Origin of the sequence: Serratia sp. EWG9 (assembly GCF_019913725.1) — a bacterium.
GTDB classification, from domain to species: domain Bacteria; phylum Pseudomonadota; class Gammaproteobacteria; order Enterobacterales; family Enterobacteriaceae; genus Serratia; species Serratia ureilytica.
On sequence record NZ_JADNRO010000001.1, the window covers coordinates 111,408 to 124,955 of the forward strand.

Annotated in this window: 12 protein-coding genes; 5 read left to right on the forward strand and 7 right to left on the reverse strand. The window is 58.1% G+C overall.

The window, feature by feature from the left end; all coding sequences use genetic code 11:
- Positions 1 to 72: 72 nt before the first annotated feature.
- Positions 73 to 2,007: a protein kinase YeaG gene (gene yeaG, locus ITX55_RS00610; RefSeq protein ID WP_016927472.1), complete on the reverse strand. Its 1,935-nt coding sequence runs from the start codon at positions 2,005 to 2,007 to the stop codon at positions 73 to 75.
- A gap of 426 nt (positions 2,008 to 2,433) precedes the next feature.
- On the opposite strand from yeaG, the gene ITX55_RS00615 reads away from it, so the two are divergent.
- Entirely contained in the window at positions 2,434 to 3,198 is a 765-nt protein-coding gene (locus tag ITX55_RS00615; RefSeq protein WP_033643317.1) for a MipA/OmpV family protein, read from the forward strand.
- Positions 3,199 to 3,292: 94 nt separating this feature from the next.
- Here the strand turns inward: ITX55_RS00615 and ITX55_RS00620 are convergent, their stop codons facing one another.
- Both ITX55_RS00620 and gapA read right to left on the reverse strand, forming a co-directional pair.
- Positions 3,293 to 4,168 carry a D-hexose-6-phosphate mutarotase gene (locus ITX55_RS00620; protein ID WP_033643316.1) on the reverse strand — a complete coding sequence of 292 codons (876 nt, stop codon included), beginning with the start codon at positions 4,166 to 4,168 and terminating at the stop codon, positions 3,293 to 3,295.
- 194 nt (positions 4,169 to 4,362) lie between these two features.
- Positions 4,363 to 5,358, reverse strand: a complete 996-nt coding sequence (gene gapA, locus ITX55_RS00625) for a glyceraldehyde-3-phosphate dehydrogenase (protein WP_004932222.1) — start codon at positions 5,356 to 5,358, stop codon at positions 4,363 to 4,365.
- A 348-nt stretch (positions 5,359 to 5,706) separates the two neighbouring features.
- Between gapA and msrB the strand changes: the two genes are divergently transcribed.
- Both msrB and ITX55_RS00635 read left to right on the forward strand, forming a co-directional pair.
- On the forward strand, positions 5,707 to 6,120 hold the full coding sequence (msrB, locus tag ITX55_RS00630) for a peptide-methionine (R)-S-oxide reductase MsrB (protein WP_033643315.1): 414 nt from the start codon (positions 5,707 to 5,709) through the stop codon (positions 6,118 to 6,120).
- A 63-nt stretch (positions 6,121 to 6,183) separates the two neighbouring features.
- On the forward strand, positions 6,184 to 6,456 hold the full coding sequence (locus ITX55_RS00635) for a YeaC family protein (RefSeq protein ID WP_004932218.1): 273 nt from the start codon (positions 6,184 to 6,186) through the stop codon (positions 6,454 to 6,456).
- A gap of 45 nt (positions 6,457 to 6,501) precedes the next feature.
- Here the strand turns inward: ITX55_RS00635 and ITX55_RS00640 are convergent, their stop codons facing one another.
- The 4 genes from ITX55_RS00640 to sppA form a co-directional block, all read right to left on the reverse strand.
- Complete coding sequence (locus tag ITX55_RS00640) at positions 6,502 to 7,779, reverse strand: glycoside hydrolase family 18 protein (protein ID WP_197755887.1); 1,278 nt, start codon at positions 7,777 to 7,779, stop codon at positions 6,502 to 6,504.
- Positions 7,780 to 8,012: 233 nt separating this feature from the next.
- Positions 8,013 to 8,645, reverse strand: a complete 633-nt coding sequence (gene pncA / locus ITX55_RS00645; RefSeq protein WP_147838022.1) for a bifunctional nicotinamidase/pyrazinamidase — start codon at positions 8,643 to 8,645, stop codon at positions 8,013 to 8,015.
- A 22-nt stretch (positions 8,646 to 8,667) separates the two neighbouring features.
- A complete protein-coding gene (gene ansA, locus ITX55_RS00650; protein WP_033643312.1) occupies positions 8,668 to 9,684 on the reverse strand; it encodes an asparaginase in 1,017 nt (338 codons plus the stop codon).
- Between the two features lie 93 nt (positions 9,685 to 9,777).
- Positions 9,778 to 11,634, reverse strand: coding sequence for a signal peptide peptidase SppA (sppA, locus tag ITX55_RS00655; protein ID WP_033643311.1), 1,857 nt, complete (start codon positions 11,632 to 11,634; stop codon positions 9,778 to 9,780).
- Between the two features lie 160 nt (positions 11,635 to 11,794).
- Here sppA and ITX55_RS00660 point away from each other — a divergent pair, with 160 nt between their 5' ends.
- Together ITX55_RS00660 and selD are read left to right on the forward strand one after the other, a co-directional pair.
- Entirely contained in the window at positions 11,795 to 12,346 is a 552-nt protein-coding gene (locus tag ITX55_RS00660) for an NAD(P)H nitroreductase (protein WP_197755888.1), read from the forward strand.
- A 157-nt stretch (positions 12,347 to 12,503) separates the two neighbouring features.
- Positions 12,504 to 13,547: a selenide, water dikinase SelD gene (selD, locus tag ITX55_RS00665; protein WP_042784711.1), complete on the forward strand. Its 1,044-nt coding sequence runs from the start codon at positions 12,504 to 12,506 to the stop codon at positions 13,545 to 13,547.
- Position 13,548: the final 1 nt, after the last annotated feature.

Consider the following 13,548-nt stretch of genomic DNA (forward strand, 5'->3'; position numbering starts at 1 on the left):
GCCCCTCCGTGGGCTGCGCTGCAACGTCCATGACTGTGGACATGGCCCTGATAATGCCGCTTACCTGAGGCGTTATGAGGATTTTCTGACCCGCAGATACCATTCACACAGCAGGCGCACCTGCTTGCGGGTATAGCCTTTCTCCATCATGCGATCGACGAAGTCGTCGTGTTTTTTCTGCTCGTCCGTCGATGTTTTGGCGTTGAACGAAATCACCGGCAACAGTTCTTCGGTATTGGAGAACATCTTTTTCTCGATCACGGTGCGCAGCTTCTCGTAGCTGGTCCAGTTCGGATTGCGGCCGTTGTTGTTGGCGCGGGCGCGCAGCACGAAGTTCACGATTTCGTTGCGGAAATCTTTCGGGTTGCTGATGCCGGCCGGTTTTTCAATTTTCTCCAGTTCGGCGTTCAGGGACTCGCGGTCGAACAGCTGGCCGGTGTCGGGATCGCGATACTCCTGATCCTGGATCCAGAAGTCGGCATAGGTGACGTAGCGATCAAAAATGTTTTGTCCGTATTCCGAGTAGGATTCCAGATAGGCGGTCTGGATCTCTTTGCCGATAAACTCGGCGTATTTCGGGATCAGATAGCCTTTCAGGTGCTCCAGGTATTTCTCCGCCAAATCCTGCGGGAACTGTTCGCGCTCGATCTGCTGTTCCAGCACATAGAACAGGTGCACCGGGTTGGCTGCCACCTCGGCGTGATCGAAGTTGAATACCCGCGAGAGGATTTTAAAGGCGAAACGGGTGGAGAGGCCGTTCATGCCTTCGTCAACCCCGGCGTAGTCGCGGTATTCCTGATAGGACTTGGCTTTCGGGTCGGTATCTTTGAGGCTTTCGCCGTCATACACGCGCATTTTCGAGTAGATGCTCGAGTTTTCGGGCTCTTTCAGCCGCGACAGCACGCTAAAGCGCGCCAGCGTTTCCAGCGTGCCAGGCGCGCAGGGCGCATGGGTCAGCTCACTGTGATCCAGAAGCTTGTCGTAAATTTTGATCTCTTCCGACACGCGCAGGCAGTAAGGTACCTTGACGATATACACGCGGTCGAGGAACGCTTCGTTGTTCTTGTTGTTACGGAAGGTCACCCACTCGGACTCGTTGGAGTGCGCCAGAATAATGCCGCTGAACGGCAGGGCGGAGATGCCTTCGGTGCCGTTGTAGTTGCCTTCCTGGGTTGCGGTCAGCAGCGGATGCAGCACCTTGATCGGCGCTTTGAACATCTCGACGAATTCCATAATCCCCTGGTTGGCGCGGCACAGGGCGCCGGAATAGCCGTAGGCGTCCGGGTCGTTCTGCGCGTGGTTCTCCAGTTTACGGATGTCCACTTTACCGACCAGCGCCGAGATGTCCTGGTTGTTCTCATCGCCCGGCTCGGTTTTGGCGATGGCGATCTGTTCCAGAATGGAAGGGCGCACTTTCACGACTTTAAACTTGGTGATATCGCCACCGAACTCATGCAGGCGCTTCGCCGCCCACGGCGACATGATGGTGCCGAGATAGCGACTTGGGATATTGAACTCTTTTTCCAGGATCGTGGCATCTTCCTGCGGATTGAACAGGCACAGCGGATGATCGTTGACCGGGCTGCGTTCGCCGTTGGCGCTGAGGGTGTAGATGGGCACGCGCTGCATCAGCGCTTTCAGACGTTCCGCCAGCGAGGACTTGCCGCCGCCCACCGGGCCCAGCAGGTAAAGGATCTGTTTCTTCTCTTCCAGGCCCTGAGCAGCGTGTTTCAGGTAAGAGACGATCTGTTCGATGGCCTCTTCCATGCCGTAGAACTCTTCGAAGGCCGGATAGCGTGCGATCACGCGGTTGGAGAACAGGCGCGACAGGCGTGATTCCAGCGCAGTGTCGACCATCACAGGTTCACCGATAGCCATCAGCAGACGTTCGGCTGCGTTGGCATAGGCACTGCGATCTTGCCGGCAAATGGTAAGAAATTCCTGCAGTGTGAACTCTTCGTCCTTGGCAGCTTCGTAGCGCTGGCGATAGTGGTCAAATATGTTCATGATGCCCGTCCTTTCGTTATTAGCACAGGTTAAAGAGAGCGTGTGATAGTGTTCTGGCTCCCGAAAGATGAGAATACGCCTGAGTACAGCAACCCGTATGCCAACTTGGTGCGCTTATTATCGCGAGTTGCGCTGTATGCCACTGGGCCCAGGATAAATTCACCTTCTGATTTAAGCTTAGTTTGCTTGCCGGAAAATTTCCTGCCGTAGAAAAAGCTTTTTTTAAGTCATATCAATGACTCAGTTATTGCCGGGATAACCAAATGCCTTGTCTGGCGCGGCCTGCGGCATGAATCGTCATCGTTCCGCCATGATTAATTCATAATTCCGCTATAAGTTATTCGATCTTGGTCGTTTTCTATTGTAAAGATTAGGCGCGTAACTAAATTTTCACATAAACTATTGCGGCTATTAACCCTGTAATTTATGGAAAAAGAACCAGTGAAGATTTCAAAACTCAAAACGCTAGCAATTATCGCTTCCGCAATGGTTTGTGCGCAAAGTGCCCAGGCGGGAACCTGGTCACTGGGTGCTGCCGCGCTGGTTAGCCCGGACCCGTATCGCGGTTATCAGGATCGCGTTTATCCGGTGCCCGTCATCGACTATGAAGGTGACGACTTCTACTTCCGTACTCTGACCGCCGGTTACTACCTGTGGAAAGATCAAGAAAATCAGCTGAGCATCATGGGGTATTACACGCCATGGGGCTACCGTCCGGGCGACAGCGACGACGATCGCATGAAGCGTCTCGACAAGCGTCGCGGCACGCTGATGGCCGGCCTGGCCTATTCACACAACGCAGAGTGGGGCACCATTCGCACCACCTTCACCGGCGACACGCTGAACTACAGCAACGGGCTGGTGGGCGATGTGGCTTATCTGTACAAGTTTGATCTGGACGCGTTGACGCTGGTTCCGGGCGTAGGCGTGATGTGGAACAGCAAAAACCAGAACAAATATTACTATGGCGTCAGCGCCAATGAATCGCGCCGCAGCGGTCTGGACAGCTACACCCCGAGCGATAGCTGGGCGCCGTATCTCGAGCTGAGCGCCAATTACCAGATCAACAAGAGCTGGAACGCCTTCTTCCTCGGCCGCTATGTGAAGTTGTCGGATGAAGTGAAAGACAGCCCGATGGTGGATAAATCTTACACCGGTTTGCTGATGACGGGTGTGAGCTACACCTTCTAATCGCGCATTGCACGATAAGCGTGCATGGCGTGCATCAAAAAGGGGCGCGAGCGCCCCTTTTGCACATCCGTAGTGCGCTGACGCGCACGGGGTTTCAGGCCTTTTTACGGCTGCGGAAGGTCACACCCAAACGGGCGGGTTGTTCGCCGGCGGCGACCAGTGGTTTGCTGACGCGCCCGGTCTCAACGCAGACCATGGTCTTGTAACCGTCGTTCGGCATGTCTCCCATGCTGCAGGACAGCTCTACGCCGGGGTTCCAGGCGATAACGTCGCTCATATGATGGTGATGAACCTCGATGGTGCGTGCGAGCGCCGGATCGCGGATCAGGCTGAAGGCCTCCGGACGGGTATAGACGCGGTCAGTTTGGCCGACGAAGGTCACTTCGCCCGTCTGACGCGCTTCGACGCCGCCCGCCACCTTATCAATATAAGGTTCGCCCAGGCCCGCCACGCTGACCCGATCGATATCGCCAACCTGGAAGTAGCTGTGCAGCGCCGCCGTGGCTTGATAATCGCCGTGCGATTCCAGTTCGATCTCGCACTCTTCACCCAGCTTGAAGCGAGCAATCAGCGTGAAGGCGTGCGGCCACAGCTTGCGGGTCTGCTCATTGTCTTTCAGCGTAAAGGTCAGGATGACGCCGTTGTCATCTTCATCGTGCGCCGTCAGGCTCCAGGGCTGGTTGCGGGCGAACCCGTGGGAGGGTTGCGCCACCGGGCCGAACCACGGCCAGCAGATCGGCACGCCGCCGCGGATGGCCTTGCCTTTGGCGAAAGGCGTGTTGTTGCTGAGCCAAATCACCGGCTGCTCACCGCTAGGCTGCCAGGCCAGCAAATGCGCGCCCTGCAGCGCGACCGCCGCGCGCACTTTCGGGTGCGACACGACCACCACGCCCAGCTCATCGAGTTGGCGCTGGCTGATATAAGGAGAAATCTGTTCGGAAACGGGCAGGGTGAAAATTTTCTCGTTCATTTCATAACCTATTGTTTGCCGGAAATAGAAATGGACCCTATTAGCTTTCGGGTCACAACCAGGCCCTCAGGCGCATGCTTAGACAGTGACTGAGGTGAGTGTGTGCAGCGAACAACGCTGTGACTCGAAAGATGACGGGTAAAAAAAGGGCGACAAAAAAATGTCGCCCTCATTATCAGCTTAACATCATGCCATTACTTGGAGATGTGAGCGATCAGATCCAGAACCTTGTTGGAGTAGCCGGTTTCGTTGTCGTACCAGGAAACCAGTTTCACGAAGTTGTCGTTCAGTGCGATACCGGCTTTGGCATCGAACACGGAAGTCAGCACTTCGCCGTTGAAGTCGGTGGAAACCACGTCGTCTTCAACATAGCCCAGAACGCCTTTCATAGAGCCTTCAGCGGCGTCTTTGATGGCTTTCTTGATTTCTTCGTAGGTAGCCGCTTTTTCCAGACGCACGGTCAGGTCAACAACGGACACGTTAGGGGTCGGTACGCGGAACGCCATGCCGGTCAGTTTGCCTTTCAGCTCTGGCAGAACCACGCCAACCGCTTTCGCTGCGCCGGTAGAAGAAGGGATGATGTTCTGGGATGCGCCGCGGCCGCCGCGCCAGTCTTTGTGAGACGGGCCATCAACGGTTTTCTGAGTAGCGGTGGTCGCGTGAACGGTGGTCATCAGGCCTTCAACGATACCGAAGTTGTCGTTGATGACTTTAGCCAGCGGCGCCAGGCAGTTGGTGGTGCAAGAGGCGTTGGAAACGATGTCCTGGCCGGCATATTTGTCAAAGTTGGCGCCGCGAACGAACATTGGGGTCGCATCTTTGGATGGGCCAGTCAGAACCACTTTTTTAGCGCCGGCGGTGATGTGTTTACGCGCGGTTTCGTCGGTCAGGAAGATACCGGTCGCTTCAGCAACCACATCAACGCCCACTTCGTTCCACTTCAGGTTAGCCGGGTCTTTCTCTGCGGTAACACGGATGGTTTTGCCGTTAACAACCAGGTGGCCGTCTTTAACTTCTACCGTACCGTTGAAACGGCCGTGAGTAGAGTCATACTTCAGCATGTAAGCCATGTACTCTGCGTCCAACAGGTCGTTGATTGCAACGATCTCGATGTCAGAACGCTCTTGAGCAGCACGGAAAACAATGCGACCGATACGGCCAAAACCGTTGATACCTACTTTGATAGTCATATATTCCACCAGCTATTTGTTAGTGAATAAAAGGTTGGTTGTAAAATTACAAAAACCTTACCCAGCGTCAAGCGGAATCGTGTCAATACTTGCGGCAAGTCAAACCGGAAGGGTGGTTTTGCACGCTTATTGCACAGTCCATTTGCGCTCGGCCTCATCCGTTATATGGGGACAAGCCGCCAAGTATAAAGTCAGCATACGCAAGATGTGTGATCGCTATCACATATCATCGTGACGTGGCCTTTATGGGCTACAGTTTAGGCCAAAAACCCCTGCAGCGGTGTTAATTTTTTGTTATTATTAATCATTGTTTTCGTTGACATTATCCACATTCAGAGATAAGCACAAATGGCTAAAGAGACAACCCCCGCTCATCCGGTCACGGAACTGAATGAAATCCAACGTTATGTCACGCAACAGCGTGGCACCGAAGCGCCGTTTAGCGGCAAATTGCTGCATAACAAGCGTGAGGGCGTGTACCATTGTCTGTGCTGTAACCAGCCGCTGTTCTATTCCGAAACCAAATACGATTCCGGCTGCGGCTGGCCCAGCTTTTACGAGCCGGTTTCCGCCGATGCAATCCGTTATCTTGATGATAATTCACATAATATGCATCGTGTTGAAATCCGCTGTGGCCACTGCGACGCGCACCTGGGGCATGTATTCCCCGATGGCCCGCAGCCGACCGGTGACCGTTACTGCGTCAATTCCGCCTCGCTGAGTTTCACCGATGGCGAAAATGGCGATCAAACGGCCGGTTAAGCGGTAATTTAACCAACAAAATCGATTCAGCTAATTATTCTTCCGTAAGCGAGAAGGGCCCTGATGGACGTGAAAGATCTGATTGCGGCGATGACGCCCGAGATATACCAACGCCTGGTGCAGGCGGTTGAACTGGGCAAATGGCCGGACGGCGTGGCGCTGACGCCGGAGCAAAAGGAAAACAGCCTGCAGGCGGTGATGCTGTGGCAGTCGATGAACAACGTCGATCCGCAGCATATGAGCATCGGCACCGACGGGCAGATCGTGATGAAGAGCAAACAAGAGCTGAAGCAGCAGTTCGTTGCCGAGCCGCTGGTGAAACTCAAGCCGCAGTAAGGCTCCACCCCTAAAGCGGGGCGATGTCGCCATCGCCCCGTCGATTCAACGTTTCTCGCCCTTTATGCCCAGCGATTCCGCCAGCTGCTGCGCCAGCCGGTTATTGTCGTCTGCGCCGTATTCCCAGAACATCGCACCGCCCAATCCCTGGCTTTTGATGTAATCGGCCTTGATGGCCACCGAACGCGGGTTCTCGTACGAGATGGCGAACAGCGGCTTGCCCTCGGCGGATTGCAGCGTCAGGTATGGCACTTTGGCGTCGTCATCCCAGTGCTCGCGGAAACGCTGCTGCGGATCGTTGAGCAATTTGTTGACGATATCGCGGTATTTAAAATAAGTGTCTTTGCTGAGATCCAATCCCAGCGTGCGGAACAGGGCGATTTCTCGCGCGCTGAAGTAAGGCTGCGTCACCGGATGCTTGGCGGCGTCCGGCTTGTCCCAGTCGATGCCCGCCTCGGTCGCCCGTTTCGGCACCCGGCCGTAGAAACCGATGCCCAGGTTCATCTGCGCCGGTTTCAGACCGGCGGCCAGATAATGCTTTACTACGTTATCGGCGCTGTAGCGATCGGCGGCGGCTACGGTTGGCCAACGCGTTGAATCGTACAGGTTGGCATTGAAGTACTGCGTGCCGTAAGCCATGTCGTAGGTCATCAGATTGATGTAATTGAGGTAGGGCGCAATATTTTTCACATCGACCCATTCACGTGGGCTTTTGACGTTGGCGCCAACGGCGATGGTCAACAGTTTGCCTTTACCCAGCGCCTGGTGAAGCTCTTTCAGCAGCAGGGTGAAGTTGTCGCGGTCTGCCGGTTGGCTTTCCACCAAACCCCAGGCGCCGTTTACCGGGTATTCCCAGTCCAGATCGATCCCATCCAGCCGGTACTGCTCGATCACCTGCAACGCGGAGCGAATGAAAATCGCCCGGTTTTCCGCGGTGGCGGCGGCGCCGGAGAAACCGCGTGCGCCCCAGCCTCCGACCGACAACAGCACTTTCAGCTCGGGGTTCTGTTTGCGCAGCACCGGCAGACGTTGCAGATCGGCCGTGACTTTCGGCGACAGGTAGATCTGGTGGCGGCGAGCGGGGTCTTTCAGCGCCGCATTGGTTTCGTCTTTCTCGTCGTTGTAGATCAGGCCAAACGAATAGTTGAGGTGGGTGATTTGCGTCACGTCCAGCTTGTCGATGTCACCACCGAGGCCGGTGGTGACGTCGCCGCCGCCGTTGAAGTAGCCGACGGAGAGATAGGCCGCCTGAGCCGCGCCGATACCGGCGATAGCCAACTGCACCGCTGCCAGCAAAGGCAGCAGTTTTCGGGTTATTTTCATGTTTGTCTCCTTGGGATCGGCAAGGCCGACCGTACCGCCAGTAGCGGTCACAATAAAGCCGGGCTCAGCGGGCCCCGGATGCGTATAACCGTTTGACGCCAAAAGCGTCGCTGCCATAACAGCAAAAGCGCCTGCCGGTCACAAGCGGCTGGAGGAGAAGAAGAACAGCATTGTGAGCGGCGTCGATATTTTCGCCGCCGCCCAGAGAGGGCGCCGATAGCGCCCGGCAGGATTTAATTGGTGAGAAATTGTGACAGGGTAACTAGCTGCGCGCCGGCGCGCGCCATCTCCTGCAGCGCCCGCTCACTGTCGTCCGGCTGCAGATTCACGCCGCGGCAGCCGTCGACGATCACCTGCGTCGGATAGCCGGCAGCCAGCGCATCCAGCACGCTGAACTTCACGCAATAGTCGGTTGCCAGGCCCATGATCGCCAGCCGCTGAATGCCCTGCGATTGCAGCCAGCCGTGCAGTTCGGTCTGCGCCCGGTGGCCGTTATCGAAGAACGCGCTATAGCTGTCGATGTCCGTATCCTGTCCTTTGCGAAAGACGGCATTGATGTGTTGCCGCTGCAGTTGAGGATGAAAATCGGCGCCGAGGCTCCCTTGCACGCAGTGCACCGGCCACCACACCTGCGGCAAACCTTCCAGTTCACCGAGGGTGCCGACTTGCGCATCGGAGTTCACCGCAAAGCTGCGGTGATTGGCGGGATGCCAGTCCTGGCTGGCCACCACCGGTTCGCCGCGCGCCAGGCAGGCGGCGATCGCCTGATTGGCGACCGGGATGACGGCGTCGCCCTCCGTGACCGCCAGCGCGCCGCCGGGGCAGAAATCATTTTGCAGATCGATCAACAACAGGGCCGTTTTCATCGCCGCTCCAAAGATCGGTAGGTTAACCGTTGATGCTCAGCTCGCCGCGCAGATCTTGCTGCATCAGGGCGCGGATTTGTTCCGGCGTCAGCGGCTGGCTCAACAGATAGTGCAGCTTGGTCAGAGCGGCTTCCACCGTCATGTCAAAACCGCTGATCACCCCGGCGTGCGCCAGCGCGTTGCCGGTGGCGTAGCCTTCCATATTGACGCGCCCGGAGATGCACTGCGTCAGGTTGACCACTACGATGCCGCGTTCGGAAGCCGCGCGCAACTCGTCGATCAGCTCGGCCTTCTGAGGCGCGTTACCGACGCCGTAGGAGCGTAAGATCAGCGCCTTGACCGGCTGCAGCAGGAAGTTGCGCACCACCGCGCCGGAAATGCCCGGATAGATGGTGACGACGCCGATCGGTTGTGGCGTGATGTCATGTACCTGCAACGCGCCGTTGCAAACCGGGCTGTCGATGCCGTGCTGGCGACGAATGTGGATGCCGGCTTCCAGCAGCGGCGGCAGATTCGGGGAGGCGAAGGCATCGAAGCCGTCGGCGTGCGCTTTGGTGGTGCGGTTGCCGCGGAACAGCTTGTTGTTGAAGAACAGGCTGACTTCGTTCACCGGATGGTTGGCCGCCAGGTACAGTGCATTCAGCAGATTGGTTTGGCCATCGGAGCGCAGCTCCGCCAGCGGAATCTGCGAGCCGGTGACGATCACCGGTTTGGCCAGGTTCTCCAGCATGAAGGAGAGCGCCGAGGCGGTGAACGCCATGGTATCGGTGCCGTGCAGGATCACGAAGCCGTCGTAGCGATCGTAGTTCTGTTTGATGTCGTCGGCGATGTGCTGCCAGTCTTCCGGCGTCATGTCCGAGGAATCGATGAGCGGCGCGTATTCATGAATGGTGAAATCCGGCATCTCCGGCCGATGGAATTCCGGCATCAGCGCCAGCTGACGCTGCAGGTGGCCGGAAACCGGAATATAGCCGTGCTCGGAACGCTGCATGCCGATGGTGCCGCCGGTGTAGGCGACGTAAATGGATTTCTTTTGCATGGTTATGATTTTAACAAAGATAAGATGGGCTGAATTATAGGGACATGGCGGCAGAAAAAAAGCCCGGCGGAGGCCGGGCTGCAGAATTATTTGTTAGCGGACTTCTCCGCAGGTCAGACAGATCGCGTAACGGTTCTGCGGATCGTTCAAGTTATTGAACAAACCCGGCTGCTCTTTCACCGCATTGGCGACCGAGGCCAGCGGGGCAGGCAGCATGGCCTGAATCGCCGCCGGCAGCATGGCGTGAATGGAAACGCCGAACTGGCTGAGCACCATATCGCTCAGGCTCGGGGTGTCGACGAACCAGTCGAGCTGCCACTGTTGCAGTTTCGCCAGCTCAGCGGCTTTCTTCACCGCATCGTCGAAATCGCCCAACTGATCGACCAGGCCGTTGGCCTTGGCGTCGCTGCCGAGCCACACGTGGCCCTGCGCGATTTGGTCAACCTGCTGCGGGGTCATCTTGCGTGATTTGGCGACCAGATCGAGGAAGTTCTTATACCCGTTTTCGATATTCAGCTGCATCATCTGCGAGAACTCCTGCGGCAACGCCTTGGTGACCGCGATATCGGCCAGTGGCGATGTCGCCACGCCGTCGGTGTGCACGCCCAGCGTATCCAGGGTTTTCTCGTAGGTATTGATGATGCCGAAAATACCGATGGAGCCGGTCAGCGTGCTCGGGCTGGCGATGATGTAGTCGGCCGGCGTCGAGACCCAGTAACCGCCCGACGCGGCCATGCCGCCCATCGACACCACCACCGGTTTGCCGGCGGCGCGCACGGCGGCCAGCTCGGAGCGGATCACTTCGGACGCGCTGACGCTGCCGCCAGGGCTGTTGACGCGGAACACCACGGCCTTGACGGCCGGATCCAGACGGGCCTGACGCAGCTCGGCGGCGGTGGTGTCGCCCCCGACGTTGCCCGGCGTCTGCGGGCCGTCCATGATGGCGCCGTTGGCGAACACCACGGCGATCTTGCCACCCTGGTTGGCGTCCGGCTTCGGCTGGTAGTCGTAGATGCTGATGGCGTTAAAATCGTTCGCCTGTTTGTCCCAGCCGAAGGTTTTGACCAGCTGATTTTCGATCGCGGTGCGCGACGCCAGCTCGTCCACCAGCTTATTGTCCAGCGCATAGCGGGCGGTGTCGCCGCCTGCCGCCTGCAGGCCGCTCAGCACGCCGGCGGCGCCGGGGAACAGCTGCTGCGGCGTCAGCTGCCGGTTGGCCGCCACGGTTTCCAGATAGTTCTGCCACAGACCGCCAATCCAGCGGCTGTCCGCTTCGCGCGCCGCCGGGGACATGTCGTCGCGGATCAGCGGTTCGACCGCCGATTTATAGGTGCCGACGCGGAAGATATTGGTGGTGACCTTGAGCATGTCCAGCAACGACTTGTAATACAGGTTGTTGGTGGCGAAACCGTGCAGATCGACCGCGCCCTGAGGCGACAGGTAGACCTTGTTGGCGTAGCTGGCCAGGTAGTATTGCGTTTGATTGTAACTGTCGCCGATGGCGAAGATCGGTTTGCCGCTGTCGCGGAACTCGCGCAGCGCTTTGCCGATATAGCGCAGCGAGGGCTGATCGGCGCCGGCGAAGTCATTCAGCTGCAACACCATGCCGGTAATGTTTTTGTCGTCTTTGGCCTTGCGGATGCTGTCCACCACGTCGAACAGCGAGTTCTCCTGCAGGCGGCTGCTGGAGGCGCCCAACAGTTCACGGCCCCATTGCCGCACCCGGTTGTTTACCGAAGGCTGATCGACCACCACGCCGCTTAAATCGACCAACAGCGCGCCGCGCGCCGGGGCCGTCGAGGTGGAGGAACTTTGGAAGGACAGATAGATGCCGACCCCAACCAGGATCAGCAGGACCAGGAACAGGTTAAGGATCAGTTCCCTGATAAAATTCAGCAGACGCCATGTCCACCGGAAAATGCCGGCAATAATTTGCCACAATGTGCGCATGTGCTCTCCAACAAGAGTCGAGAATGTTCCGCTATCCTAATGAGCGGCCGGGTAAATGTCAGCTTTAAATCGTGGCACACAGACGCTATCGCCGAGGCTGTAACTCGCCGTTTAGCTATGTTAACGTGGCCGGAATGAAAATTGTTATCAGGAGTTTACGATGGATGCTCTGGATCTTTTATTGAATCGTCGCTCGGCTTCGCGCCTGGCGGAACCGGCGCCGGCGGGGGAAGTGCGCCAAAACATCATCAACGCGGGCCTGCGTGCGCCCGATCACGGCGCGCTGCAGCCGTGGCGTTTCGTGATGATCGAGAATCAGGGCCTGGAGCGCTTCAGTCAGCTGCTGCAGGCGGCGGCGAAGCAGGGTCAGCTGGATGAGGCGGCGATCGAAAAAGCCACCAAGGCGCCGTTCCGCGCGCCGCTGATCATCACCGTCATCGCGCATTGCACTGAAGAGACCAAGGTGCCGCGCTGGGAGCAGGTGGTTTCCGCCGGTTGCGCCGTGCAGGCGATGCAGATGGCGGCGCTGGCGCAGGGCTTTAACGGCATCTGGCGCACCGGCGCCTGGACCGAGCATGCGCTGGTGCGTGAAGCCTTCGGTTGCCGCGAGCAGGACGAGATCGTCGGTTTCCTCTATCTGGGCACGCCGCAGCTGAAGGCCGCCACCAAAGTGACGCCGCCGGACAGCACGCCTTTCGTCAGCTATTTCTAAGTATTATCCGACGGGGCGCGGCGAAAATGCGCCAAACCCCGCAAAATTGCATGGTTTCTGAGCAGGCCGTTCGCTTATCGGCGGCCCGCTCTTATCAATCCCCTCGGCAAGCGCTACCCTATGTTATCTTGAGTGCCGTTATCGAAGGGAGTGGACTATGACATCGCCAGCGATCCGTTTAACCCAGTACAGCCATGGCGCTGGCTGCGGCTGCAAAATCTCACCGAAAGTTCTCGAAACCATCCTGCACAGCGAGCGGGAGAAATTTGTCGATCCGCGTCTGCTGGTCGGCAATGAAACCCGCGACGACGCGGCGGTATATGACATCGGCAACGGCGTCGGCATTATCAGCACCACCGACTTCTTCATGCCGATCGTCGACGATCCGTTCGATTTCGGCCGCATCGCCGCCGCCAACGCCATCAGCGACGTGTACGCCATGGGCGGCAAACCGATCATGGCGATCGCCATTCTCGGCTGGCCGATCGCCAAACTGCCGCCGGAGGTGGCGCAGCAGGTGATCGACGGCGGGCGTTTCGCCTGCCAGCAGGCGGGGATCGCGCTGGCCGGCGGCCACTCCATCGATGCGCCTGAACCTATCTTCGGCCTGGCGGTCACCGGCGTGGTCAATACCGAGCGGGTGAAGAAGAACAGCGCCGCGCGGGCCGGGGCTAAACTCTATCTGACCAAGCCGCTGGGCATCGGCGTGCTGACGACCGCCGAGAAGCAAAGCAAGCTGCGCCCTGAGCATCAAGGGCTGGCGACGGACGTGATGTGCCGCCTGAACAAGCCGGGCGCCGACTTTGCCGAGGTGGCGGGCGTCACGGCGATGACCGACATCACCGGCTTTGGCCTGCTGGGCCACCTGAGCGAGGTATGTCAGGGCTCCGGCCTGCAGGCGACGGTCTGGTTCGATCGGGTGCCGAAGCTGCCGGACGTCGAGGCGTATATCGCCGAGGGCTGCGTGCCGGGCGGTACCGGGCGCAACTTCGACAGCTATGGCCATCTGGTGGGCGAGATGAGCGATCTGCAGCGCCAGTTGCTGTGCGATCCTCAGACTTCCGGCGGTTTGCTGTTGGCGGTATTGCCGGAGGCGGAAGCGCAGGTGCTGGCGATTGCCGAACAGCATGGCATTACGCTCAACGCCATTGGCGAGCTGCATGTGGCATCGGCCGATAAGCCGCTGATCGAGGTCGTGTAGT